The organism is Acidovorax sp. GW821-FHT10E03, assembly GCF_059415205.1.
This window is the reverse complement of the sequence record NZ_JBWKMU010000008.1, coordinates 252,261-276,353: the sequence shown is the minus strand read 5'-3', so window position 1 is coordinate 276,353 and position 24,093 is coordinate 252,261. Positions and strand designations below refer to the sequence as shown.

Annotated in this window: 21 protein-coding genes and 2 pseudogenes; 3 read left to right on the top strand and 20 right to left on the bottom strand. The window is 62.0% G+C overall.

Going from position 1 to position 24,093, the window contains the following annotated elements; translation table 11 throughout:
- The first annotated feature begins 95 nt into the window (after positions 1 to 95).
- Positions 96 to 1,820, top strand: coding sequence for an ATP-binding protein (locus tag AC07OD_RS16285; protein WP_494597512.1), 1,725 nt, complete (start codon positions 96 to 98; stop codon positions 1,818 to 1,820).
- A 98-nt stretch (positions 1,821 to 1,918) separates the two neighbouring features.
- Here the strand turns inward: AC07OD_RS16285 and AC07OD_RS16280 are convergent.
- The 3 genes and pseudogenes from AC07OD_RS16280 to AC07OD_RS16270 form a co-directional block, all read right to left on the bottom strand.
- A pseudogene (locus AC07OD_RS16280) lies at positions 1,919 to 2,428 on the bottom strand (IS3 family transposase); the annotation flags it as partial.
- 369 nt (positions 2,429 to 2,797) lie between these two features.
- Positions 2,798 to 3,763 (bottom strand): Bug family tripartite tricarboxylate transporter substrate binding protein, encoded by a 966-nt coding sequence (locus AC07OD_RS16275; RefSeq protein WP_494597511.1) that lies wholly within the window; start codon positions 3,761 to 3,763, stop codon positions 2,798 to 2,800.
- A gap of 42 nt (positions 3,764 to 3,805) precedes the next feature.
- A complete protein-coding gene (locus AC07OD_RS16270; RefSeq protein WP_494597510.1) occupies positions 3,806 to 5,518 on the bottom strand; it encodes a CocE/NonD family hydrolase in 1,713 nt (570 codons plus the stop codon).
- A 108-nt stretch (positions 5,519 to 5,626) separates the two neighbouring features.
- Here AC07OD_RS16270 and AC07OD_RS16265 point away from each other — a divergent pair, with 108 nt between their 5' ends.
- Positions 5,627 to 6,184: a TetR/AcrR family transcriptional regulator gene (locus AC07OD_RS16265; RefSeq protein ID WP_494597509.1), complete on the top strand. Its 558-nt coding sequence runs from the start codon at positions 5,627 to 5,629 to the stop codon at positions 6,182 to 6,184.
- Between the two features lie 441 nt (positions 6,185 to 6,625).
- Positions 6,626 to 7,147, top strand: a pseudogene (locus AC07OD_RS16260) (DNA-binding protein).
- 486 nt (positions 7,148 to 7,633) lie between these two features.
- Here AC07OD_RS16260 and AC07OD_RS16255 read toward each other — a convergent pair.
- The 17 genes from AC07OD_RS16255 to AC07OD_RS16175 all read right to left on the bottom strand — a co-directional run bounded on the left by AC07OD_RS16255 (position 7,634) and on the right by AC07OD_RS16175 (position 24,077).
- Positions 7,634 to 7,897: a DUF2274 domain-containing protein gene (locus tag AC07OD_RS16255; protein ID WP_494597508.1), complete on the bottom strand. Its 264-nt coding sequence runs from the start codon at positions 7,895 to 7,897 to the stop codon at positions 7,634 to 7,636.
- Positions 7,894 to 9,153, bottom strand: a complete 1,260-nt coding sequence (locus AC07OD_RS16250; protein ID WP_494597507.1) for a TraB/TrbI/VirB10 family type IV secretion system protein — start codon at positions 9,151 to 9,153, stop codon at positions 7,894 to 7,896. Before AC07OD_RS16250 ends, AC07OD_RS16255 begins: the two co-directional genes overlap by 4 nt.
- Positions 9,154 to 9,155: 2 nt before the next feature.
- Positions 9,156 to 10,148 carry a P-type conjugative transfer protein TrbG gene (gene trbG, locus AC07OD_RS16245; RefSeq protein ID WP_494597506.1) on the bottom strand — a complete coding sequence of 331 codons (993 nt, stop codon included), beginning with the start codon at positions 10,146 to 10,148 and terminating at the stop codon, positions 9,156 to 9,158.
- A complete protein-coding gene (gene trbF, locus AC07OD_RS16240) occupies positions 10,145 to 10,849 on the bottom strand; it encodes a conjugal transfer protein TrbF (protein WP_494597505.1) in 705 nt (234 codons plus the stop codon). The genes trbG and trbF overlap by 4 nt, the downstream gene beginning before the upstream one ends.
- Before the next feature lie 11 nt (positions 10,850 to 10,860).
- Positions 10,861 to 12,228 carry a P-type conjugative transfer protein TrbL gene (gene trbL, locus AC07OD_RS16235; protein ID WP_494597504.1) on the bottom strand — a complete coding sequence of 456 codons (1,368 nt, stop codon included), beginning with the start codon at positions 12,226 to 12,228 and terminating at the stop codon, positions 10,861 to 10,863.
- Positions 12,229 to 12,240: 12 nt separating this feature from the next.
- A complete protein-coding gene (trbJ, locus tag AC07OD_RS16230; RefSeq protein WP_494597503.1) occupies positions 12,241 to 12,981 on the bottom strand; it encodes a P-type conjugative transfer protein TrbJ in 741 nt (246 codons plus the stop codon).
- Complete coding sequence (gene trbE / locus AC07OD_RS16225) at positions 12,978 to 15,416, bottom strand: conjugal transfer protein TrbE (protein ID WP_494597502.1); 2,439 nt, start codon at positions 15,414 to 15,416, stop codon at positions 12,978 to 12,980. The genes trbJ and trbE overlap by 4 nt, the downstream gene beginning before the upstream one ends.
- A 10-nt stretch (positions 15,417 to 15,426) precedes the next feature.
- A complete protein-coding gene (locus AC07OD_RS16220; protein ID WP_494597501.1) occupies positions 15,427 to 15,699 on the bottom strand; it encodes a VirB3 family type IV secretion system protein in 273 nt (90 codons plus the stop codon).
- Positions 15,696 to 16,082, bottom strand: a complete 387-nt coding sequence (locus AC07OD_RS16215) for a TrbC/VirB2 family type IV secretion system protein (protein WP_494597500.1) — start codon at positions 16,080 to 16,082, stop codon at positions 15,696 to 15,698. Before AC07OD_RS16215 ends, AC07OD_RS16220 begins: the two co-directional genes overlap by 4 nt.
- Positions 16,079 to 17,161, bottom strand: coding sequence for a P-type conjugative transfer ATPase TrbB (trbB, locus tag AC07OD_RS16210; protein ID WP_494597499.1), 1,083 nt, complete (start codon positions 17,159 to 17,161; stop codon positions 16,079 to 16,081). The genes AC07OD_RS16215 and trbB overlap by 4 nt, the downstream gene beginning before the upstream one ends.
- The gene (locus AC07OD_RS16205; protein ID WP_494597498.1) at positions 17,158 to 17,619 is read right to left on the bottom strand and encodes a CopG family transcriptional regulator; all 462 of its coding nucleotides are present in this window, start codon (positions 17,617 to 17,619) and stop codon (positions 17,158 to 17,160) included. The genes trbB and AC07OD_RS16205 overlap by 4 nt, the downstream gene beginning before the upstream one ends.
- The gene (locus AC07OD_RS16200; protein WP_494597497.1) at positions 17,616 to 19,616 is read right to left on the bottom strand and encodes a conjugal transfer protein TraG; all 2,001 of its coding nucleotides are present in this window, start codon (positions 19,614 to 19,616) and stop codon (positions 17,616 to 17,618) included. The genes AC07OD_RS16205 and AC07OD_RS16200 overlap by 4 nt, the downstream gene beginning before the upstream one ends.
- 207 nt (positions 19,617 to 19,823) lie before the next feature.
- The gene (locus AC07OD_RS16195; protein WP_494597496.1) at positions 19,824 to 20,084 is read right to left on the bottom strand and encodes an EexN family lipoprotein; all 261 of its coding nucleotides are present in this window, start codon (positions 20,082 to 20,084) and stop codon (positions 19,824 to 19,826) included.
- 44 nt (positions 20,085 to 20,128) lie between these two features.
- On the bottom strand, positions 20,129 to 21,022 hold the full coding sequence (locus tag AC07OD_RS16190; protein WP_494597495.1) for a LysR family transcriptional regulator: 894 nt from the start codon (positions 21,020 to 21,022) through the stop codon (positions 20,129 to 20,131).
- A gap of 194 nt (positions 21,023 to 21,216) precedes the next feature.
- Complete coding sequence (locus AC07OD_RS16185; protein ID WP_494597494.1) at positions 21,217 to 21,969, bottom strand: cupin domain-containing protein; 753 nt, start codon at positions 21,967 to 21,969, stop codon at positions 21,217 to 21,219.
- A gap of 48 nt (positions 21,970 to 22,017) precedes the next feature.
- A complete protein-coding gene (locus AC07OD_RS16180; protein WP_494597493.1) occupies positions 22,018 to 23,199 on the bottom strand; it encodes an MFS transporter in 1,182 nt (393 codons plus the stop codon).
- Entirely contained in the window at positions 23,196 to 24,077 is an 882-nt protein-coding gene (locus AC07OD_RS16175; protein ID WP_494597566.1) for an NAD(P)-dependent oxidoreductase, read from the bottom strand. The genes AC07OD_RS16180 and AC07OD_RS16175 overlap by 4 nt, the downstream gene beginning before the upstream one ends.
- Positions 24,078 to 24,093 lie beyond the last annotated feature (16 nt).

Sequence of the window (24,093 nt, the reverse complement as noted above, 5' to 3'; positions counted from 1 at the left end):
TCGTGCTGGCAGCCGTGGGGTGGCGCCACTTCCGGAACGACACCGCTCCGGCTTCCGGTGAGAACCTTGTCGTCGAAATCCGAAGTGCACGTCTCATGGCACTCGATGGCACAGCACGCGCCACCGTCGAAGCCCTTCCGATCCGGCTGTTGCGTCAGCCAAGGTCATTTGGCCGGTATCGCCTGGAGGCCGATTTCCAGCTGGTAGATCCCACGGCGGCAGAACTCTGGTCGATCTACTTCCTTTCGTTCATTGATGGCGGTTTGGTCAGGATCAACGGCCGCACCGTCGGCAGCGTTTCTACCTCGACCACGGAGACGGCGGTCAGCCACATTCGGCCATATGCTTTCCTGATTCCGGCGGATGTGTTGCGGACCGGTACCAACCACATGGTGGTGGAATGGGGAACCCACGACACGCTGATGCAGGTTGCACGCGTTTTCGTCGGCCCTGACGCCGTGGTCCGCAAGAACTACGAGCGCCGGCTCTTCTGGCAAAACACCATGGCTCAGGTGGGCTCTGACTTCGCGATGATCGGTGCGGCCATTTTTCTGGGAATCTACGCGGTCCGCAGGGGCCAGTTCAAATACCTCCTGATGGGCATCACGGCTCTGAGCTGGATTAGCGTTTGCCTCACCTATTTCTTGCCGCCTTTGTCGGCCCAGCTGTTGCCCTACTGGCACTTTTTCCGCCTCTGTGGCGTTGCGTTACTCACCAACTCCATCTGGCTTTTCCTCGTGCTAGAAGTGCAGCCCAAGAACCGCTGGTTTCCTTGGGTGGCGTTGTGCATGACGGTGCTCGGCCCGGGCTTGTACTTGCTCAACTTCTTGCTCACTAACGCCATCTATTCCCCGATCATCGAGCCCGTCTGGGGCTTTGCCACCGTGGGTCTGGGCTTGTATCCGTTGACCGTGCTGGCGGGGTCCTTGCACAGGCGCTGGGCATGGCGGCATTTTGTTTTTCTGCTGGCCACTGTGGCGGGGGTGGGTACTGGCGTTGCGGACACGATCATCGTCAAGAGCGGCAGCAGCATTTTTGAGGGGCTGGGCTATTCGGCCCAGACCATGTCCCCCTTGTGGTTTGTGGCCATCGGTGTGGTGCTTGTGCGGGACTTTGTCAATTCCTTTCAGGAACAGGAGGAGTTAAACCGCTTGATGACGAAAAGGCTGAAGGACCAGGAGGAGCAGCTTTCGGCTCTGTACGAGATGAACCGCCAGCAGGAAAGAAAGTCGGCCACCGTTGAAGAGCGGCAGCGGATCATGCAAGACATCCACGACGGGCTCGGCTCTCAGCTCATCTCTTCGCTGGCGCTGAGCGAGCGCGGCAAGCTGGATGCCGCGCAGGTCAGTCTGTTGCTCAGGGAGTGCATTGACGATCTGCGTCTGGCCATCGACAGCACCTCGGACGACGAACGAAACTTCAGAGTGCTGACTGGTGACTTGCGGTTTCGCATGCAGCCCCGCCTGCGTGCCGCGGGCGTTGCACTGAAATGGGATGCATCGGGCCTGCGGGACGACACCGTGATCGCAGATGCCAGGACGCTCCCCCTGCTGCGCATCCTCCAGGAGTGCATCACCAACGTGCTCAAGCATGCCCAGGCGGGCGAACTTACCGTGCTCATCGCCTCGGACGGGCACACCCTGACGCTTGAGATTGCCGACAACGGGCGTGGCTTCGAGGTCGGCCAGATCCGCCACGGCAAGGGCCTTCTCGGTCTTGAGAAGCGCGCACGGATTGTGCGGGGTCGTTTGGTGGTTGAAAGCCGCACGACACCGCCGACGGGTACCCGGATTCGGTTGGAAATGCCCCTCGTTCACTGACCTGCAACAGTTCCTTTTTGCCGCTTGCGAGCAAAGTCGAACAGCCTCACGCTGAACATCAAGTTGCCGAAACAACAAGCGCTCCGATGAGCAGAGTGCAAGTCGCCCCTATCAGTCGGCTTTGAAGATGAATTGTTGTTTTTGTTGCGATTCATGGAAGCAGCCGCAGGGTAGAGTAGCGTGTTCTTCCTGTTGTACAGGGTCGGCCAGCATGCGCTGAGCTCGTCGGCCATCGCCTGCGCGCGCTCTTGCCAAGAGCAAAGCTCCGCAACACCGGCCTGTTTTAGCGCCTCAGGGTACTTTCCTGGCCAACACTGCCAACGATTGCTCCCCTGGTCTCAGGAAGCGTTTCGCGAACCCATGTTGTCAACGTCTCACGACCTGGGTTGCCCCGTGCCTTCATAGTCGCGGCAATGCCGCGATCGTGAGTGATGTAGTGCGCGAGAGCCGCGACCCTCTTTCGCCTGCGAGTATGTAGGTTCTCGGCTCGCATAGCCCTTTGGCAAATCGAGACACTGCGAATACCCCCGGTACCAGTCCTTCACCGAAGTCTTGATTGGGCAACCCAACTGTCGGAAGGTTGGCCTGACACGTTTGCCAAGCTTGATGTAGAGCTCAAAAGCTCTAACCCGGTATTTGTTGAATTACATGAACTACCCCCTGATAGTCCAAGTTCTCGTCTCCATCCACTTTGGAACTGACCCCCAGAAGTTGGACGATCACGATCCCGTCAATCATGCGGGTTTTCCCGCCTGCGCGCTTTTGTCCGATCAAGTTGTGGCGACTCAATGGGTTGATACACAAAGCGATTCCGGTGATGTTGGCGCACACCGAAATTGGCTGATATCAAGTTTTGACCCTCGACAAAAGCGCGGGCCTAGGGTTCGCTGGTGGGCTCGCATTTTGGCGGATCGCGCACTGGACGTGCGGGCCGAAAGAAGCGCCATCATGCTGATGGCGCATGCGAGCGCGCATCGTCAGTCGAGCGTTGCGCCCGACAGTTTCACCATCTTTTGGCCATTGATGCGGTCTTCCTTCAGGAAAGCTTCGAACTGAGCCGGTGTTAAAGGCGCTGCGGTAAAGCCTGCGGGCTTCAGCACATCAGCTGCGAACTTCGGGTCGTTAAGGATTTCTGCAGTTGCCTTGTTGATTTGCTGCACGGTGACGTCAGGCGTACGCGCGGGAGCAAAGAGGCCGAACCACACCGGGATGAACGGTACGCCGACCTCCTTGACCGTCGGGATGTTCGGCCACTCTGCCAGGCGATGTTCCGCTGCAACAGCAATCGGGGTCAGCTTCCCGGCCTTCACGTTTTGCGAAACGATGCCAAGCGCCAGAACACTGCTGTTCGCCTCGCCACTCAGAAGGTCCTGCAATACAGGACCAGCCCCTTTGTAGGGCACATGAAGAATGTTCGTTCCCTTGACGGAGTTGATAGCACTCACATAGAGGTGGGCCGCGCTGCCCATGCCCCATGAGGCCCAGTTCAGGTTTCCGGTTTTGGCTTTTGCTTCGAAGTCGTTGAACGTCTTGATGCCGGTTTGGGCCCCCGTGACGAAGAGCGCATCAATGCTCACCAGTCGTTGGACAGCGGCGAGGTCCCTTGACGGTTCGTATGCCATCTTCCTATAGAGGAACGGATTGAACGAGATGCTGTCGTTTGTTGTTGCGCATAGGGTGTAGCCATCGGGCGCAGCTCGCGAGCACGCAGCCATTCCAATGTTGCCGCCAGCCCCGGCCTGGTTGTCAACAATGACTGGCTGGCCGAGCTTGCGACCGAGTTGTTCGGCCATCGGGCGCACCAGAGAGTCAAGCACCCCGCCCGCGGCATACGGAACGAGGATGCGGATGGGTTTGGAGGGCCAGGTCTCGGCTCTCGCCATGAAAGGAACTACCAGCGATGCGACGGTAAGAAGGCGCACAAGGCTGCCCGATTTTTTCATAGAGGTCTCCAAGATGGTTATAAAAAAAGTTGATTCGCAGCTTTATTCCAGACCCATGGCTGGAAGCTGGCCGCCTGAGAGGAAGAAGCCGATTCGGTTCCCGCGCGTGATAGGTAGCCAAAGTCGAGAAGGTTGCTGCTCGTTGTGATGAACGGTGACTCTGCTGGCAGTTCGACGCGAGACGCCACCGCCTGCGATGGCATGAAGCACGTTGGAGGGAGCCTCGTCGTCGGCACACGCAATAGTCAACTTCAAGGCCTCGCCCGGCTTCAGCTGGATGCCGTACGGGCGAATCTCGATGTTGAAGAGATAGGTCTCGCCAGGGACCAACGGCTCCCTAGAGTCGTGAGCATGGACCGGCTGCCATGGCGTTGAACGACTTTCATCGAGCTTGCGCTGCGACCCTCGCAGCCAGCCGCGGGTCAGCAGGCGCTCGTTGCCCGCTTGGTCAATGTGCTGCAGGCTGACGTACCAGAGGACCTCCTCGTCAGTCGTCGATGCGTACAGGTCCAGGGTGATGGGCCCGCATATTTCCGTGAGCTCTACTGCCGGCGGCGTGCGGAAGCTGATGCGGCCATGACCGTAAGGCGAATCTTCGAAGGTCGTGGCACCCTCATTCGGCCAGTGCTCGCGCTCAAGAAGCAGGCCGTTCTCATGCAGGTAAAACGGTGTCCAGCACGTTTCAGGAAGCGGCCAATCCTCCGCTTCCCTCCACTCGCCGGTACCGTCGATGTAGACCTGCACTGGCTTTTCAGCGAGGACGCCGGTGTCGACATCCTTCAGCCAATGGTCAAACCAGCGCAGTGCCTCGTAGTGATACTGATAGACCGGGCGATCCAGATAGATAGGCGGTCCGATGGTCAGCTTCTTCGCGCCGCCCCATTGATTCCAACTGCGAAACGCACCTGGTAGGTGAAGACCATAGATGCCCCAACAGCCGCCCAGATACGCAGGGACTTTCGGGCTCGCGTTCGGGTCCACGGAACGTTGACGGTAGTACTTGCCGTCCAGGGGGTTGAGGAGTACATCGAGCAGCACTTGGTTGAATCCTTCGTCGGGACTTTTCAGTGCGTTGACCAGGAAGGGGACCTGGGCGATTTCCTCGTCCTTGAGCGCCTCTTTGGCGCGCTCTTGTCGGTGCCTCTGCGACGACGCATCTTTGGCCGGTGGAAGTTTGGGGTTGTCCACCGTCGGCATCCAGCTACGCATGAAGGCATGTGACAGGATTCCCCCGCGGTAGTACCGGTCTCGATACGCATCCGTCCACCCGTAGGGGGCGAAGATCGCCTTCAGGGAAGGTGGCTCAAGAGCGGCCACCCTTTGCTGGACGATCGCGAAGTACGACACGCCGAACATGCCTACGCGCCCGTTGCACCAGGGTTGAGCGGCAAGCCACTCGATGACTTCCGCAATGTCCTCGACGGAGCGCGGATCGAGGTTGCCGAAGTAGCCGGTCGACTTGCCCGTTCCGCGAATGTTGGCAACGACGTGCGCGTAGCCACGGCGCGCGAAGAACATCGGGTCGCCGGCCTCTATGTGGCCACGTTTCATGCTCATCGCGGTGGGCTTGATGGTGGCGTACTGGTCCTCCTTCGAGTACGCATGAACGCAAAGAATGGCTGGAAATCGACCGTCCTCTGCAGGGCGAACGATGTCTGTGTTGATGGTGATGCCGTCGCTCACCACGATGTCCACATCCTCGTGGCGCTGAGGTGTGAATGTCCTATTGGAGGTCTTCCAAGTCTTGCCGTACATCTATCGCTCCTTTTTCCATACGCTTACGTATGGATGAGGAATTGAATACGAGCGCGACATGATTGTCAATACGGTAGAGTATGGTGAAAGAAATTTATGGAAACCTGGATGGCAACGAAGAGCAAGGAGAGCCTCAGCGCCTCCGACTGGATAGACGCCGCTTGGGATGCAATCGGAACGCACGGGATGTCAGGCGTTCGCGTGGAAGCGCTTGCCACGCAGATGAAGGTGACCAAGGGCAGCTTCTATTGGCACTTCAAGGACAGGGATGCGCTTATCGACGCGGTCGTGCAAAGATGGCTCGATGTCTTCTCTATTGAAACGATGGAGGGCGCACTGGAGGGGAGGGCGATAGCAAGCGAGCGCCTATGGCTTCTGTTTGAACGGGTCGTGAAGGAGTTATCGACTGCTCATTCGGCGGTCATCCGACTTTGGGCGCGAAACAGCCCGAAGCTAATGGCGGTCCTTCACGCCGAACACGAAAAGCGGATGACGTTTGTCTCTCGCGCATTTCGTGAGGTTGGATTCGACGAACGCGAATCGCTTTTGCGAGCAGACATATACCTCAGTCTGTTGATGGGCGAGTACTTGGTCGCAGGAGGACTACCGCTGGAGAAAAGACTGGCTCGTGCTAAGGGCCAAGTGGAGTTGCTGACAACCTGTTAGCATGCCGCCGAGCAATAGCGTGCGAAAGGCAAGAGTTGATTGAGCTTCTCGATCTAGGAACATGTCCCCTCTGCCGCCCAACAATATTGTCGTGCCGCGGATTGAGCCATGCCGACAATGGGTTGTCGATTGAAACCTGTCGATTCATCTCTATGCTGGAGGCCGTGAATGGCCTGTCCCTCTCATCTGAAGAAGGGGGTGATGAGGCACTCAAGCACGGAGAAACGCAATCCTGGAGCGTCCCGGTTGGGGCAGTCATACCTGCAGCAGGGTCTCTTGCCTTACAACGATAATGGTGCAGCTACGGCGAGTTTTGCATTACTAGCTTGTAGAGCGTCGAAGAGTCCTGGCAACCATGTCAAGGCATTGCAGTGGGTCATGGACAACCGCACTACCCAAGAGCGGCAAAGCGAGGCCCGCTTTCCGTCTGAGGAATGATCTATTGAATACATCTTCACCCTGAAGTACCGGCTTACCGAGCACGACAATAGTCTGGATGCGCTGGTTGAGCGTCTGGGCGGTGATCGACTGTGAGGTGCCCCGGCGGGTATTGGGCAGTCAGGTCACCTGGCGCTGGAATTGACTCGCGAGGCCGAAAGCATGCAGGAGGTAATGCGCAGTGGACTGGCCGATGTGATGAGTGCCATCTCCTCGGCGAAGTTGGTGGAGTCGGTACCAGACTTGTTGGTCAGGCCGATGGGGCTGAGTTGGTGGGTGTATCGCATCAGGCAATGCGCAAGTTGATGTTCTCTCATTCTGCTACTTCCCCGGACCGGTGCATGAGGAAAGCGCTTCGATCTGGCATTTGGCCGCCGTGTTGGGTTGGTGGGAGAGAAGGGCGGTTACACCCTAGCGTGGAAGATGCTGGAAACTGAGTGCGCAGCACTAGTGGTGAATCAGAGCAGGGAAGATTTGCCTTTTTCCCGTTGTCGAAGCGCGCGAGTTGCGGGGGAGGGCGGGTGACCGATTCGCTATCAACCGGAGGCGTCGTGCACTGACCGGTTTTTGCGCTGTCTGACATCAGGTCTTGTTGACGTGGCGACGTCGCCGGAGCAGGAGGCTAGTTTGCGCGCGTCAACCCAGGTCTCGACCCTTCGAGATCCCACCGGACGCAGTGGGCGATGAGAGCGAATCGACGTGGAAATTCACCACATTCTTCCATTGCATGAGTCATCGTTTCTGCCAGAGAAACGATCTGGTGGAGTTTCCGGCAGCGGATAGTTCGGCGGAAAGGCAAGGGGAAACTTCTCAGTAAACTGGGGCAGGTTGTCATAGCCATCCGTGCCGGGATGCGGTGCGCTCGCCTGCGGCTCCTTGTGTTCAGCGACGTGTTCTATGTGAGCATGCATTGATGACTCCCGGTAGATCTCTGTGCATACGGAGCTATGGTGACTATCGGCAGCAATTGACACAACTCGCTGTGGAGAAGCGGGGAGGGCACCATCCAATCTACGCGTCACGGTGACTCTGTATCTCGAACTGCTCGCTTCGTTGCCTATGCGATTGAGAGCGAAATCCCCGATCGCTTCCTATGAAGGCCTCGAGCATGTGCGGGATCAGCGTCACCGCATCCACGGCCTCGCCATACGTCTGTGCGTGGAGCGAGGCGTAGCGGTCGAGGTCGGCTTTCAAGCTGACCGGGCATGCAAAGGTCAGCTTGATGGATTCAAGTTTCGGCAGCGGGCCGAGGCGGAGTTTTTTCGTTGTACTCATCGCGTAGTTCCCCTCTGATAAAACAAGGGCTGGTAAGGACGGAGCTGTAAATCGCGGTTGGCGACGATCCGCACCGGCAGCCCCGGCCGCGCCGTCAGCGTCGGCTGGACGTTCAGATTGCGCCGGGTCAACTCCTGACCCACGTGGTTGATGCTGTCCTGCGCGCTGTCGCGCCCGGCGATGATGATGCGGTTGCCGTCCTGCCGGTTCTCCGGCGCTGCCAGCTCGGCCCCCACGCCGAGCAGCGTGGTCAGCGCCGCCCCGGCTAGGATGCGGCCCCAGTGCCGGTCTACCTCGTCCTCCACACCGGCATAGCCGGCGGGATCAGTGCCCACGAGGTTGTCGAGCGTCAGCGACGACGTGTCTGGAAGGATGATCCGATTCCACACCATCTGCACCCGGCTCTGCCCATAGCTCACCTGGCTGTTGTAGCGCCCAAGAATGCGCGAACCCTGCGGGATCAGCAGGAACTTACCCGTCGCCGTGTCATAGACCGGCTCCGTCACTGTGGCGATCACGTCGCCCGGAAGATCGGACTTGATGCCCGTCACCAGCGCCGCCGCAATCACCGTCCCGGCCATGACCTGGTACGGCGAGGCCGGCATTTGCAGATGGCCGGAATTGCGGATTTCCGTAGAACCGCCTTTCAGGAAGGCTTCCTTCTGCTCCTGGCGGTTCTGCACCGTGGTCGGGTCGGAAGGCTGGGCCGCGGTCGAGGCTGGCCCGGCGGCCAGCGGGTCGAAGCTCCCCACGGCGCTGGGTGCACCGGGTGCCGCTTGCGCGACAGCGCCAGCGGCTTGCCCCGGCTTGCCAGAGCGGAAGAACACCGAAGAAGCCGCCGCCGCTTCGGCTTCCTTGCGGCGCGTATCCTCGGGATCATAGCCCGGCGGCGCATAGGTGGGCGCCATCGGCTGCTGCGAGGCCACGATGGCCGGCCCCAGATCGCCCGGCAGCGGTGGCCCCAGCTCCGGCACCTTTGGCAGCTTGGAGTAGTCCGAAGGCAAGCCATCCAGCCCTTCGGTCTTCGACACGCGATCGACGTTGTAAAGCTCGGTCTGCTCGCCCGCGCCGCGCCGGTGCGGTTGCAATGACCAGATAGTGGCCCCAAGCACGACGACCGACAGGCCGCCGGTGAGGATGGCCAAGGTGCGCCGATTCAGGCGTGTGACCGGGCGCGGTTGCGCGCGCAGCGCTACCGCCTCGGGTGCCACCTTGTCCGCCTGCGGTACAAGGTCAGGAGAATCGTCCTGGTTCATGGTCAGTTCCTCCGCGCAACGCCATCGGTGCGCTCGATCCGCACCACGTCACCCTTGTCACCCCCCAGGCGCAGCTCGGCCGCACCAAACAGCCGATCCACGATGTAATACGGCGAGCGAAAACGGTAGTTCACCAACTGCCCATCGCCCTGCGCGCCGATCACAAACAGCGGTGGTAGTTCGCCCTGGGCGATGCCGGGCGGGAACTCGATATAGACCTTCTCGCCGTCATCGAAGGCGCGCAGTGGCTTCCACGGCGGATTGCTGCCGCTGACCGCATAGCGGAAACGAATCTTCTCCAGCGACAGGCCGCTATCGACCGGCGCGGCGGCGCTGGCCGCCTGTGCCTGGCGCTGCAAGGCCAGCATCTTGTCCTTGGGGTACTCCCAGGACACCGACGCCATCCACGTCTTCTCGGTCGAGGTCAGCTCGATCAAGTAGGTGCGACGGCTGGTCGTGATGACCAGATTGGTCTTCAGGCCCGATCGGATGGGCTTCACCATCACATTGACCCGCAGCGCTTCGCCGCTGCCGCTCGATGTGTCCCCGACGATCCAGCGCACCGTGTCGCCGGCGGCGACTGTCACCAGCTCCTCGCCGGGCTGCAGCGCGATCACGGTCACGCGGCCCACGGCCGCATAGACCTGGTACAGCGCGCCATCGGTGAAGGGCCAGACCTGGATCGCATTCACATAGCCCTCGCGTGTGGGCGCAATGCGCGCTTCGGCATTGGCGCGGGCCACGCGCACCTTTTCATCGGTGGGTTCTGGCAATGCCTTGGTATCTGCCGCACCGGGTAAAGCCATCAGTTGCCCCGGCAAGGCCAACGGCTCGGGCACGCTGACCACCTCCACGGGCTTCGGCGCTTCCGGCAACGCTTGCGCCTGCACCGGCTCATCGAGAGAGATCGACGGCGGTGGCTTGTCCTGCGTGGCGCAGCCCGCGAGGACAAGGAGGATCACCGGCAAGGCGGATTTACAGAAATGCGCATTCATGGTTTTGCTCCTTCATTCGCTTCAAGTTCACGGCTCCACGACAGACCGTTGACGTAAATGCCCAGCGGGTTCTTGCGCACACGCTGCTCGGTGCGCGGGGTTTGCAGCACGGTGGACACCACCGCATTCCAGCGCTCGGTGCGATCCAGCGCACCATTGACAAAGCGCGTCTCCGTCCAGCGCACGTTGAAGGACGACTCGCTGGCACGGGTCACGCTGCTGATCTGTACCGTCACCGACTCCTTGCCGATACGCGAGAACGGATCGTTCACGCGGGCGTACTCGTTGAGTACGACGGCACCCTTGTCGGTCGTGTAGTCGTAGGCATCCAGCCAGTTCTGCCGCACCACGATGGGGTCGATGGACAAGCCACGCACCAGCCCGATGAAGCGGCCCATGTGGTGCGCCACCTGGGCATCGCTGGGCTTGTAGGGGGTAGCTGCTTCGCCCACGGCGCGCACCTGACCGGCGTTGTCCACCTCGATGACATAGGGCGTCACGATGGACTGCGCAGAGCGCCAGACCAGGCCGCCCGCCATCAGCACGGCCAGCGTGAGGCAACCAAAGGCCATGAACCGCCAGTTCTTGGCCTGCACACGGGCCGAGCCGATGCGCTGGTCCCAGACCTGGGCGGCAGATTGGTAGGGGGTAGCAGGCTGCGGCGTGTCGGCATAGCGCACCTGCGGTCGTTTGAATCGCATGGGAGTTCTCCTTATGAATCGGAATCACGAAGGCTTGGGCCTTGACTGGAACTGCCGCCATCACCACCGCGCAGCGTGTGGGCAGCGGTCGTGGCGGCATGGCTGAGTTGCTGCCTGCGGTGCAGGCGCTTGGCCCAGGCGGGTTGTTCGGTGGGTGGTGATGACGCGGCGGCATCGCCGGCGCCACCCGATGTGGCCCCAGCCGCTCCAGAACTGGAGTCACCGCTTTCCCGAAATGCGGCTGCAGCACGCTTTGTCATCGAGCGCGCACCCTCGGCGACCTTCTGCCCGGCCGCCTGCGCGCCGGTCTTGGCGACATTGCCCACGCCAGCGGCAGCGCCCTTGAGGCCACCACCGGCCGAAGCGGAACCCGACTGGAACGCCGACCTGGCGCTGCCGGCGGTCGATGCCATCGCGCGGGCCCCATCTCCGGCCATCTTGGCGGCTGCGGGTGCCATGCGGGCTCCGGCCGCCACAGCGCTGCCGACGCCCGTGGCTGCCGCGCCGACCGCCACGGCGGTTCCGGCTGCGCCGATGGCAGCACCCGCCATCGCACCCGCGCCGAGCTGCGGCCCGCCGGAGACCAGCCCCGCTGCAATGCCCGGCCCGAAGATGCCCAGGGCCAGCATGGACAGCGAGGCCAGCATGATGACCAGTGCCCGGTCAATCGAGGGCTCCGAGCCAGCCGGTATGTTGAACTCGGAGAACAACCCTGAGCCGATGCCCACGATCACGGCCAGCACCAGCACCTTGATGCCCGAGGAGACCACATTGCCCAACACCTTCTCGGCCAGGAACGCCGTCTTGTTCCAGAGGGCGAACGGCACGAGTACGAAGCCTGCGAGCGTGGTCAGCTTGAACTCGATCAGCGTGACGAAGAGCTGCACCGCCAGCACGAAGAAGCTGACGATGACCACCAGCCAGGCGAAGAACAACACCACGATCTGGTCGATGTGCACGAACACCTCGGGGAAGCCCGCGAGGTCGCCGATCTGCTTGAAGATCGGCGCAGCTGCATCAACACCCACCTTGGCCAGGTGGCCCGGTTGCAGGAAGTTGCCCATGCTCAAGGTCGAGCCGCTGGCGGTCAGGCCCAGACCCGCGAACGAGCGGAACACGATGCCGGCCAGTGTGTTGAAGTTGCCGATGATGTAGGCGAAGGCACCGACGTACAGCACCTTGCGGATCAGCTTGGCGATCACGTCCTCGCCCTGTCCGCTGGCATGGCTCATGGCCCAGAACAATCCGGCCAGCGTCATGTCGATGACGATCAGCGTGGCGGTCAGGAAGGCAACCTCGCCCTGCAGCAGCCCGAAGCCCGAGTCGATATAGCGCGAGAACGTGTCGAGGAATCGGTCGGTGACCGTCACGTCGTTCATGACATTGGCCCGTCAGTTGCCGTAGAAATTGACGGTGTGTGGCGTATAGGGCGTGCCGTCACCCAAGAAGCGCCGCCGCACTTCGCGCCCGCGTTCCGCGGCAGCGGCCTGCCGCGCCAGCTCCAGCGAGGCCGCCCGGTCCTGTGTGATCTGCAGCCGCTGGGTCTGGATGGACTGCTTGGCCTGCAGGGCCAAGAGCTGGTTCATGGCCTGCATCGCCTGCAGCGCACCTTCAGCCGATTGGCTCTTGCCCACGAGGTCGGCCAGTACGCCTTCGTCATCGCTCAGGTTCTGCGAGGCCTGGGCCTGCATCTGCATCGTGGTCTGTAGGCCGTTGAGTGTGTTCTTCCAGCGCTCCTGCGTATCGCGGTACATCTGATCGCCGCTCACCGTGGCAGCGTATTGCTCGGGGTACAGGCGCTTGAATTCCTTGTCCAGGTTCGCCACGTCATAGGCCAGGCCCTTGGCCTGGTCGATCAACCGCTGGGTGGTTGCCAGGTTCGCGCGCAACTGGCCCACTACACTGGACGGCAGACTGGCCAGGTTGCGCGCCTGGTTGATGAGCATCTGCGCCTCGTTCTGGAGTTGCTTGATCTGGTTGTGGATCTGCTCCAGCGTGCGGATCGCGGTCAGCGTGTTTTGCACGAAGTTGGATGGGTCGAACACGATGCGCCAGGCCATGGCGGGCGCAGGTGCCAACAGCGAGAGCGACAGCACGGCGGCCAAGGCGGCGGGGAGGATGCGGGTTTTCATGAAGATTTCTCCTGGTGGTGGGTGGACGGGAACGAGGACAGCAGGTCGGCGGCCCATTGCAGGCCGCGATGGCGCAGCCACGTGACTGCGAACGAAGGGGACGTGGACGAAGCCGTAGCGAGCACCGCGTCCATGTCGCGCTGGTCTTGCGGCGTGGAAGCGCCCGCAAAGGCCAGCGTCGCCGGCCCCAGGTCGAGGTCGAACAGGCGGTTGCCCAGACGGGATTGGTAGTAGTAGTCGCGCTTCGGAACCGCCGTGGCGACGATCTCGATCTGCCGGTTGTTGAGGCCGAAGCCCTGATAGATCGTCTTGATCTGCGGCTCGGTCGCCTGCGGGTTCGGCAGGAAGATGCGGCTTGCGCAGCTCTCGATGATCGCGGGCGCGATGCTCGAATCCTTGATGTCCGCGAGCGACTGGGTGGCGAAGATCACCGACACGTTCTTCTTGCGCAGCGTCTTGAGCCACTGGCGGATGCGGGCAGCGAATACCGGGTCATCGAGGAACAGCCACGCTTCATCGAGGATCAGCAGCGTGGGGGCACCGTCAAAGCGTTCGTCGAAACGAGCAAAGAGGTAATGCAGCACGGCCATGACGGAGGCCTTGCTGTGCATCAGCTCCTCCATCTCGAAGCACTGCACCGCACCGGAACCCAGCCGATCCACCTCCGCGTCCAGCAGCTTGCCGTGGGCGCCGCCGAGCACATAGGGCGCGAGCGCCTGCCGTAGCGCGTTTGATTGCAGCAGCACCGACAGGCCCGTCATCGTGCGCTGCTCCAACGGGGCGCCAGCGAGGCTTCCCAGCGCCGACCAGATGGACGCTTTCTCTTCAGGGCCTATCGCCGCGCCTTCGTGCAACAAGCGGCCTTCAATCCATTCGGCGGCCCAGGTGCGGTAGCCCTCGTGGTCGATGCGTGCGAGCGGCTGGAACGCGATCTCGCCATCCGTGCCCAGGTCGTAGTGCTCGCCGCCCAGCCCGAGGATGGTGGCGCGCATCGAGCGCCCCATGTCGAAGGCAAAGATGCGCGAGCCGGGGTAGCGGCGGAACTGCATTGCCAGCGTGGCGAGCAGCACTGACTTGCCCATGCCGGTCGGGCCGGCCACCAGCGTGTGTCCCACGTCGCCGATGTGCGTGACCAGCCGGAACGGCGTGGCGCCTTCGGTGCGGGTCACGATCAGCGGTGGGCCGCCCAGATGCGCGTTCTTCTCCGGCCCGGCCCACACGGCGGACACTGGCATCAGGTGCGCCAGGTTCAGGGTCGAGACGATGGGTTGGCGCACATTGGCGTAGGCGTTGCCAGGGAGTGAGGACAGCCAGGCATCCACGGCGTTCAAGGTCTCGGGGATCGTCACGAACCCGCGCCCTTGAATGACGCGCTCCACCATGCGCAGCTTCTCGTCGGCCACGGCCGGGTCGGCATCGAGCACTGTCACCGTGGCGGTGAGGTAGCCGAAGGCCACCTGGTCGCTGCCCAGCTCCTGCAGGGCGGCGTCCGCATCGGCCGATTTGTTGCTGGCGTCGGTATCGACCAGCGGGCTTTCCTGCTGAAAGATGGTTTCGCGCAGTAAGGCGATGACGTTCTTGCGCTTGGCGAACCATTGACGGCGCAGACGCCCCAATTCCCGTTCCGCCTCGGATTTGTCCAGGCACAGAAACCGCGTACTCCAGCGATACGCGAATCCCAGGCGGTTGAGGTCGTCCAGAATCCCCGGCCAGGTCGAGGTTGGGAAGCCGCGCACCGACACCACGCGCAGGTGCTGGTCGCCCAGCATCGGGGCCAGACCACCAATGAGGGCGGAATCGGCCAGTAGCGCGTCGAGATGGAACGGCACTTCCGGAACGGCCACGCGGTAGCGCCGTTTGGAAATGGTCGAATGCAGATAGGTCAGCGTCTGGCTGTCATCCAGCCAGGCGATCTCCGGCATCACGCCATCGAGCAGGTCAAACACGCGATCCGTTTCCGCCTGAAATGCCGTCAGCCGCTCGCGCCAGTCCACGCCCTCGGTAGGCCGGTTCTCGTACAGCAGCCCCGCCGCGCGGGCACGGGATTCCTCGGGCGGCAGGTACACCAGCGTCAGGTGGTAACCACTCTCGAAGTGGTTGCCCGAGTCCTCGAAGCTGGCCCTGCGTTCCTCATCCACCAGCCAGGACAACGCTTCGGGAAACTCGGAGTGTGGGTAGTCCGCCGCTGGGCGGCGCTCAGCCTCCACGAACAGCGCCCAGCCCGAGCCCAGGCGGCGCAGCGCATTGTTCAAGCGCGCTGACGTGGCGATCAGCTCGCCTTGCGTGGCGCTGTCCAGATCAGGCCCCCGAAAGCGCGCCGTGCGCTGGAAGGAGCCATCCTTGTTCAGCACTACGCCAGGGGCGACCAGTCCGGCCCAGGGCAGCCAGTCGGCCAGCAAAGCGGGCCGCTGGCGGTATTCAGCGAGGTTCAGCATGGCATTCCCCTCACACGTCCAGCAGCGGCTTGTGCTTGATGTGCCGCGCGAAGACCTGCATGAACTGCGGATCGACACGCGCGCCCCACACCGCCAGCGAATGACCGACGATCCAGAGCACCACGCCGGGAATCCACAGTTGCAGGCCCAGCCCGACAGCGGCGGCCAGCGTGCCGTTGGCGATCGCCACGGTGCGCGGCGCACCGCCCATCAGAATCGGCTCGGTGAGCGAGCGATGCAGGGGCACCTCGAACCCGGCCGCGAAGGTGTCTGGGCCGCTCATACGACGGCCCCGCCAGAGAAGCTGAAGAACGACAGGAAGAAGCTCGAAGCCGCGAACGCGATGGACAGGCCGAACACGATCTGGATCAGCTTGCGAAAGCCCCCGCTGGTATCACCGAAGGCCAGCGCCAGACCCGTGGCGATGATGATGATGACCGCGACGATGCGCGCCACCGGCCCTTGGATCGACTCCAGGATCGACTGCAAGGGGCCTTCCCACGGCATCGAGGAACCGGCCGCCTGCGCGGTGCCGGCCAGGAACAGCAGCAGCGCGGCCAGCAGCAGCCCTTGCGCCGCAGGGCGGGCCAGGCTGTGCAGCCGTGCGAGGTTGGACAGGCGCGAAAGCGGATTTACGGAAATACGGAAAGCAGCAACGTGCGTCATGAAAGTTCTCCAGGTGGGTCAAGGGACAGGAAAGGTGCAGCGGAAGACCGAGGGGTAGGTGCTGCGGGAAGAACTGGCGACAGCTCGGGAAACGGCGTCTCCATCGCATCCACCAGTCGGTAGCCCACGCCGTCGAAGCCGACGACGCGGGCGATGCTCTCGATGCGGCGCTTGCGCCCGCGCCCGGCGATGTGGATCACCACGTTGACCGCTTCGGCGATCAGTGCACGGGGTGGGTTCACCGCCACTTCGAGAATCAGTTGCTCCAGGCGCAGCAGCGCACCCAGCGCAGAGCCGGCGTGGATCGTTGCGATGCCGCCGGGATGGCCCGTGCCCCAGACCTTGATGAGATCCAGCGCCTCGGCGCCACGCACCTCGCCCACAACGACACGGTCCGGCCTCAGCCGCATGGAAGAGCGCACCAGCTCCTGCATGGACACCACGCCGCGGCGCGTGCGCAGTGGCACGTGGTCACGGGCGGCGCATTGCAGCTCCACCGTGTCTTCGAGCAGCAGCACGCGGTCGCCCGTGGTCGCGATCTCGGCCAGCAGCGCATTGGCCAGGGTGGTCTTGCCGCTGCTCGTGGCTCCCGCGATCAGGATGTTCTGCCGCTCGTGCACTGCACGGATGAGATAGTCCGCCTGGGCGCGGGTCATCATCCCGTCGAGGATGTACCGCTCCAAGGGGATCACGCCGATGGCGCGCTTGCGCAGTGCGAAGGCCGGGCCTGGTGCGGCCGGGGGCAGGATGCCCTCGAAGCGTTCGCCGGTTTCTGGCAATTCCGCCGACAACAGCGGCTGGCCGCGATGCACTTCTGCACCCACGTGGGCAGCCACCAAACGGATGATCCGCTCGCCGTCCGCGTCGGACAGCTCCACGCCCATCGGTGCACGCCCAGTCGAAAGCCGATCCACCCACAAGGTGCGGTCCGGGTTGAGCATGATTTCCACCACGTCCGGGTCTTCAAGCGCAGCGGCGATCAGCGGCCCCATCGCTGTGCGCAGCATCTGGACGCGCCGGTCCAGTGACGTGGCAGCCGATGAACGGGGTTCTGGCGGGAGTTGGGGAACGGCGCTCATGAGGCACGCTCCTGCGCTCCAACCGTGGCCGCTACGTCGTCCATTCGCACCGGATCAGGGTGCAGTTCCTCCACCACATCCCGTACCAGGCTGCGCCCGCGCAACAGATGGCGACCCAACTGTTCGACGAACTGTTCAAAGCGGGCCTTGCCCTGGGCGCGTGCTGCGTCCTGGTGCGCCTCGGGAACGGGCGTGCTCACCGTGAGGAAGTAGCGGATAAACAGCGCCAGCGTTTCAATCTGGATGTTCTGGTCGCGCTCCATGCGCTCGGCATGGCGCGACAGGCGATCCAGGCGCTTGGCAATCGCCGCCTCGCGTTGGTCGGCCGCATCCGGCGACAGCCAGGAAGCCAGGGCAGCAGCAACTATGCTGGACTTGGACACGCCCTTGGTCGCGGCCAGCTCGTCAAGCCGCTTTGCGTGCTCGGGTTGGATGAAGAGATTGAGGCGGTAGCTCATAAGTCGATTCCGTCGTTGGGGTCGAGGGATGCCTGCCGGGCCGTGCGCTGCAGCGCCGGGTCAAGCTGGCGCGGGAAGGGAAGTGGCGCGTCGTCGTCATCGAGCAGCGCGAGGTCGTTGGCTGCGGATGCCTGTTCGGGTTGGTATTCGGAGACTTCGGAAAGCTCGGGCTGGCGGCGCGGGCCGCCGTCGTCGGCAGCGGCGGTGAAGCCTTCAGCGGCATCAGCAACAGCGGCGATTGGCACGGCGGGAATCGCCAACGCGCTCCAGTCGTCGGCACGCGCGGGAGGCACGTCTGCGTAACCTTCCGCAGCAAGAACGGGCGGCGGCAACACGCGGTGCTTGAAATTGCTGTCCGCGTAGTAGCGCAGCTTCTTGGCCTTGATCGGCGCCAAGCTGGAGACCATCACCACGGCCTCATCGGGCGGAAGCTGCATCACCTCGCCCGGCGTGAGCAGCGGGCGGGCCGTCTCCTGGCGCGACACCATCAGGTGGCCCAGCCACGGCGCGAGCCGGTGGCCTGCGTAGTTGCGCTGAGATTTGAGCTCGGTGGCCGTGCCTAGGGTTTCGGATATGCGCTTGGCCGTGCGTTCGTCGTTGGTGGCGAACGTCACCCGCACATGGCAGTTGTCGAGGATCGAATGGTTCTGGCCGTAGGCCTTGTCGACCTGATTCAACGACTGCGCGATGAGGAAGCTGCGGATGCCGTAACCGGCCATGAAGGCCAGCGCTGTCTCGAAGAAGTCCAGCCGCCCCAGCGCCGGGAACTCGTCGAGCATCAGCAGCAGCTTGTGGCGGCGCTCGATGCCGTCGCTGCCATCGAGCGATTCGGTCAGGCGCCGCCCGATCTGGTTGAGGATCAATCGGATCAGCGGCTTGGTGCGGCTGATATCCGAGGGCGGCACCACCAGATACAGCGACACCGGATGCTCGGCCGCGATCAGGTCAGCGATGCGCCAGTCGCAGCGTGACGTGACTTCGGCCACCGTGGGGTCGCGGTACAGACCGAGAAACGACATGGCCGTGGACAGCACGCCCGAACGTTCGTTATCCGACTTGTTGAGGACTTCGCGTGCAGCAGAGGCAACGACGGGATGCGGACCATCGCCAAGATGCGGCGTGGTCATCATCCGGTGCAGGGTCAGCTCGAATGGGCACGCCGGGTCGGAGAGGAAGTTCGCCACACCGCGCAGCGTCTTGTCTTCGCTCGCATACAGCACATGCAGGATAGCACCCACCAGCAGCGCGTGCGAAGTCTTCTCCCAATGGTTGCGCTTCTCCAGCGCGCCTTCGGGATCGACCAGGATGTCCGCGATGTTCTGCACGTCGCGTACCTCATGTGCGCCGCGCCGTACTTCCAGTAGCGGGTTGTAGGCGGCAGAGTTCGCATCGGTCGGGTTGAACAGCAGGCAGTGCGAGAAGCGCGAGCGCCAGCCAGCGGTGATGCTCCAGTTCTCGCCCTTGATGTCATGGATGACGGCGGACGCGGGCCACGAAAGAAGCGTCGGCACCACCAAGCCGACACCTTTGCCGCTGCGTGTGGGCGCGAAGGTCAGGACATGTTCCGAGCCTTCGTGGCGCAGGTACTGGCGGTCGTACTGGCCCAGGAACACTCCGGCCGACTGCGTGAGGCCCGCCTTGCGAATGTCCTCAGCGTTCGCCCAGCGTGCCGAACCGTAGGTCGTGACCAGGCGCGATTGCCGCGAACGCCAGATCGACATGCCGATGGCGACCACCACCGCGAACAGGCCACTGCCTGCTGCAATGGCGCCACCCGTGTCAAAGACGTGGGGCGCATAGGCATCGAAGAAGAACCACCACTCGAACAGCCGCCACGGGTGGTAGATCGGCGTGCCGAGGAAATCGAACCAGGGCGAGCCCAGGCGTAGCTGGTAGCCCAGGGCTGCGGCTGTCCATTGTGTGGCGCCCCACACGCCGGAGATCACGATGCCGAACACCACGGCGATCTGACCGAACAGCACGTTTGTCCCTTGCATGACCCTGCCTCCAATCACGGCACAACGACGTGCCGCAGGCTTCAGGATCGGTGCTGGGTCAGTGCCGGTCAAAGACCGTTATCGGAACTTAGATGCCGCAAAAAGCATCGTTTCAGGCAGGAGGGGACACCGTAAAAACGCCACAAGCGAAGGCGCATTGCAGCGTATCGGACAAGAAAAGAGAGCTGCGTTGCGGGCAGCAGACAATCAGAACTTGGGTGGTTCTTTGGATGGGGTGTAAGGCACCTTACCGTCACCGACGAAGCGCCGACGCGTGGCTTCTGCGACCCGGTTGCACAACGCGTCACCCAGCTTGGCCCGATCCAGTTTGCACTGCTGGCGCAGCTCTTTGAGCCGCTCGGGATTGGCCGCAAGGGATTCCACGGTCTCGGTGGAACTGGATGACTGACCGCAGGCGGCGAGCATCGCGGCCAACGATGACGACACAATAATCTTGAACAGGCTCATCGTTCTATTTCTCCAAGGGTTGATGCAAGAGGCGCAGGCAAGAGCTACGTGGTTCCCGGCCCTAGGGATGCCAGCCGCTCGATAAAGCGGGCCAGCGCCTGAGACGGTTCCGCATCTCGGCGCAGCAGATAGGTCGTCAGCATGGGCGGCCGCCCAGCGAGCGGACGCCCCACCACACCCGGCTCGCGGCTGGATGCTATGTGCGCGGAGCCTGCGAGCCCCAGAGCCAAGCCAGCCGACACCAGTGTCATCATCACGTCGAACGTGGCAACATGCTGAACGATCAAGGGCTCTCTGTCCTGCCTGCGCAGGATGCGGTCAATTTGGCGGGCGTGGCCTTCGCAGACCGCCGGATCGCCCAGCACCAAGGGATGGCGTAGCACTTCTTCCAGCGGGATTCGTTTGTGGGCCAGCACGGTATGGCGCGCGGGCACGGCCACCATCAACTCGTCTTCCCAGGCCGGCTCGACGATGATGTCGTCGCCCACTTCGTCAGCCATGGAGAAGCCCGTGTCGTACAGGTCGTCGTGCAAGCCCTTGATCTGCTGTGCCAGCGGCACCTCGAAAAGGCGGATCTCGATCTCCGGGTCTTCCTCGCGGCAGCGCGCCAGCAGCGCCGGCAGGCGCGAGGGCGTGACGCCATCGGACAGGGCAATGCGCAACTGACCGTGAAAGCCATTGGCGGCCGCCTTCACACTCTCGCGGGCTTGCTCCAGGGCCGTGAAAACACGTGTTACGTTCTCCACCAATAGTCGGCCCGCGAGCGTTAGCCGGGTACTGCGGCTGGTGCGCACGAAGAGCTGCACTCCCAAATCCTCTTCCAGTTCCTTGATCGCGCGAGACAGCGGTGATTGTTCCATGTGCAACCGCTCGGCCGCTCGGGCGAAATGCAACTCCTCTGCGACCGCTTGAAAACAGCGTAAGTGACGTAGCTCCATGTACTGCCTTTTTGCAATTGCCCCAGCGAAGCATTCGTAGGCGATCAACGGATTGAGGCCACCATTTGATACCTTGATCTACTCGCGTTATTCACTTGACACGACATAGCAATTTGCAGTCGAACAAGGCATCCATCTTTCGCAATTCAAGGGCTCCTCACGATAATCGAGATGATTCACTCTAGGCGGACCCCCTATTCTTTAGATAGACAAGACTCGTCACCGAGTCGCAGTAGAGTTGCCAGCTCTTCATAGTGACTATCTGCGTGAGATCCTTCATATTTAACAGATTTCACATATTGCCAGAAGTCATGACTCTGGTTTATTCCATATTTTGGCGCCTCACTCACAAATTTCATCTTGGATATTGGATTTATGAATAGATTGGTATCTTTTTCATCCAAAATCTTTCCAACTTCCTTAAAGTAGTGAAGGATTGATTTTTCAGGCGTATCGGGTGTCCATACAAAATAGAGTTCGAGAGATTTTTCCGTTTGATTGATAAATCCGTGAACGTAATTTCGGCCTCCATAGAAAAGTTGTCCATCCCCCATAGTTATAAGATGAAGCTCATCTCCGCCTGAACGGTCTGGTGGGTTGTTGACGTCTGGATATGGCTGCGTTCCCATGTACATCACAATGCCGTTTCGCGGGGTATAGAACCATTCGTCAGTCCAGTGGTGTACGTGCGGAAGTGGCCCTGCGCCGGGTGGGATAATGGCTTTTGCCAGAAGATATTTGCCGCAGGTTGATGCTCCTGTACGCGTAAATCGGAAAATTTCTCCCGCTGGCCCAAGGATGGAGAGTGGCCGAGCATCGTCTTTGATAGAATCAAAAAGCTTTGCATTTTTTTCGGCGTCCGCAGCTCCTTCATTATGAGCCGAGGCCACGTTGCAGCATACGATGGCCGAAATGCCGAGCATGCCGATCTTTTTTAAAAATTTCATATATAAACCAATGCATTAAGTGAGCGAAAATAAGCCTGCAGGTCTTTTTCATCTACGCCATTCGGTGCAGAAGTAGGCCATGCTGATTAATGGAAGCGCCAAACCAACCCACAGCACGGCGGTCCAGTTGATAGCGGCATAGATCCACGCCCCAAGGCTGGATCCCACGGCTCCGCCCACAAAGAACATGGTCATGAACAATCCGTTGAGCCGTCCGCGGACTTCGGGGGCGATCGAGAAAATGACGCGCTGGCTCAGCACGAGGCTGGCGGACACGCCCATATCCAGCAGGATGGCCGCAATGACCAGCATGGCAAGCGCGCCGGTGTGACCTGGCTGGACGGCGAGCATCATGGCGAACGCGATGGCGATCAGCCCCATGGCGATGCCGGTGCATGCATGGCTCCAACCACGATCAGCCAAGCGCCCTGCGACGGGGGCTGCAACCGCGCCCGAAACACCGGCCAGCGCGAACAATGCGATCGCTCGTTGCGACAGTTCGAACGCCTCGCTCGACAGCAACAATGGGACAGTCGTCCAGAACAGGCTGAACGCACAAAAGGCGCAGGCATGGTAAAAGCCGCGTCGGCGGAGCACCGATGTCGTGATGAACAAGTGCCTCATCGATTCCAGCAGCGTCAGGTAGTTGTGCCGCACGGCCGGTTGCCGAAGGGGGAGCACTGCGCGCAGCGTGAGGGCAGTCGCTGCGGCCAGAACAGCGGACACGGCGAAGATCGCATGCCAGCCCAGCAGATCTGCCACCAAGCTTGCCACGGGGCGGGCCAACATGATGCCAAGCAGCATGCCGCTCGCCACATCGCCCACGACCCGTCCACGGGTGGTATCGGACGCAAGATGGGCCGCATACGTGAGGAGCACCTGCGCAGCGACGCAACTGAACCCCGTCAGCAGTGCCGCGGCAACAAACACGGCGGCATGCTGAGCCGATGCGGCAAGCGTCAGAGCGCACGTAGCGCCAACCAGGGTGGTGGTCACCAGCTTGCGGTTTTCGGCGACATCCGCGAGCGGAACAATGAAGAGCAGCCCGAGCCCGTAACCGAGTTGTGTCAACGTAACGATCAGCCCCGCCGCAGGAGTTGGCAGGCCGAGCGCCAAACTGATCGGCCCGATCAATGGCTGCGCATAGTAGAGGTTGGCGACAGTCAGTCCGGCGGCGGCGGCCAGCAGCAACGGCAACGCTGCCGGCATGGTGGTGGCGCGGATGCTCACAATTGATTGGCCCTACGGGCGCTGGTTCGCGACAGTGCCGCCCAGTCCAGGTGGCCTTCACCGTGCGCCAGGCTCTCGATATGGCTGTCGCGCAACGTACTGGTCAGCGGCATCGGCAGATTCACCTGCTCTGCCGCCTGCAGCGCAAGGCGAACATCCTTCAGCCCCAGCGCCAGCTTGAATCCTGCAGGCTCGAAACGGTTCTCAGCGATGGCCGCCGCATAGCCTTTGTAGGCTGGTGCGGCAAAGACCGTGGTGGTGGCCAGTTGCAGGAACTCCGCCGGATCCACACCATGTCCGCGCATCATGGCCACGGCTTCGCCCAGCGTGCCGATGGCACTGGCGATCATGAAGTTCATCGCCAACTTGACCGCATTGGCCTGTTCGGGCCGTGGGCCGAAGTGCCAGGTCTTGCTGCCCAGTACATCGAATAGCGGCTGCACCTTCGCCAGCAGGTCGAGATCACCGGCGGCCAGGATGTTGAGTTGCCCCGCTTCCGCCACATTGACTCTGCCGAGCACCGGCGCGGCGAGGTAGCCAATACCGCGCTGGCGGCACAGCTCAGCCAGTTGGATCGCCATGGCGACCGAGATCGAAGCCATATTGAGATAGACGGCACCGGGCCGCAGCGCGTCCAATGCCCTGGCACTACCGACCATCACGTCCCACGTGGCTTCGTCGTCAGACAGCATCGTGATCAGCACGTCTGCTTCTTCAGCCGCCTCGCGAGCGCTCTTTGCCTCGGTCGCGCCGCGTGCAGCCAGCAAGGCGCTTCGCTCGACATTGCGGTTCCACACCGTCAACGGATAGCCCGCGTTGAGCAGATTGGTTGCCATGGGCAACCCGATCGAGCCCAGGCCAATGAAAGCGATTTTGATGATCATGATCCTTATA

What these genes read in the sequence shown, in the direction of transcription:
- AC07OD_RS16285 (WP_494597512.1), top strand. Translation starts at nt 96, where the DNA reads ATGGCACTCGATGGCACAGCACGCGCCACCGTCGAAGCCCTTCCGATC.
- AC07OD_RS16275 (WP_494597511.1), bottom strand. Translation starts at nt 3,763, where the DNA reads ATGAAAAAATCGGGCAGCCTTGTGCGCCTTCTTACCGTCGCATCGCTG.
- AC07OD_RS16270 (WP_494597510.1), bottom strand. Translation starts at nt 5,518, where the DNA reads ATGTACGGCAAGACTTGGAAGACCTCCAATAGGACATTCACACCTCAG.
- AC07OD_RS16265 (WP_494597509.1), top strand. Translation starts at nt 5,627, where the DNA reads ATGGCAACGAAGAGCAAGGAGAGCCTCAGCGCCTCCGACTGGATAGAC.
- AC07OD_RS16255 (WP_494597508.1), bottom strand. Translation starts at nt 7,897, where the DNA reads ATGAGTACAACGAAAAAACTCCGCCTCGGCCCGCTGCCGAAACTTGAA.
- AC07OD_RS16250 (WP_494597507.1), bottom strand. Translation starts at nt 9,153, where the DNA reads ATGAACCAGGACGATTCTCCTGACCTTGTACCGCAGGCGGACAAGGTG.
- trbG (WP_494597506.1), bottom strand. Translation starts at nt 10,148, where the DNA reads ATGAATGCGCATTTCTGTAAATCCGCCTTGCCGGTGATCCTCCTTGTC.
- trbF (WP_494597505.1), bottom strand. Translation starts at nt 10,849, where the DNA reads ATGCGATTCAAACGACCGCAGGTGCGCTATGCCGACACGCCGCAGCCT.
- trbL (WP_494597504.1), bottom strand. Translation starts at nt 12,228, where the DNA reads ATGAACGACGTGACGGTCACCGACCGATTCCTCGACACGTTCTCGCGC.
- trbJ (WP_494597503.1), bottom strand. Translation starts at nt 12,981, where the DNA reads ATGAAAACCCGCATCCTCCCCGCCGCCTTGGCCGCCGTGCTGTCGCTC.
- trbE (WP_494597502.1), bottom strand. Translation starts at nt 15,416, where the DNA reads ATGCTGAACCTCGCTGAATACCGCCAGCGGCCCGCTTTGCTGGCCGAC.
- AC07OD_RS16220 (WP_494597501.1), bottom strand. Translation starts at nt 15,699, where the DNA reads ATGAGCGGCCCAGACACCTTCGCGGCCGGGTTCGAGGTGCCCCTGCAT.
- AC07OD_RS16215 (WP_494597500.1), bottom strand. Translation starts at nt 16,082, where the DNA reads ATGACGCACGTTGCTGCTTTCCGTATTTCCGTAAATCCGCTTTCGCGC.
- trbB (WP_494597499.1), bottom strand. Translation starts at nt 17,161, where the DNA reads ATGAGCGCCGTTCCCCAACTCCCGCCAGAACCCCGTTCATCGGCTGCC.
- AC07OD_RS16205 (WP_494597498.1), bottom strand. Translation starts at nt 17,619, where the DNA reads ATGAGCTACCGCCTCAATCTCTTCATCCAACCCGAGCACGCAAAGCGG.
- AC07OD_RS16200 (WP_494597497.1), bottom strand. Translation starts at nt 19,616, where the DNA reads ATGCAAGGGACAAACGTGCTGTTCGGTCAGATCGCCGTGGTGTTCGGC.
- AC07OD_RS16195 (WP_494597496.1), bottom strand. Translation starts at nt 20,084, where the DNA reads ATGAGCCTGTTCAAGATTATTGTGTCGTCATCGTTGGCCGCGATGCTC.
- AC07OD_RS16190 (WP_494597495.1), bottom strand. Translation starts at nt 21,022, where the DNA reads ATGGAGCTACGTCACTTACGCTGTTTTCAAGCGGTCGCAGAGGAGTTG.
- AC07OD_RS16185 (WP_494597494.1), bottom strand. Translation starts at nt 21,969, where the DNA reads ATGAAATTTTTAAAAAAGATCGGCATGCTCGGCATTTCGGCCATCGTA.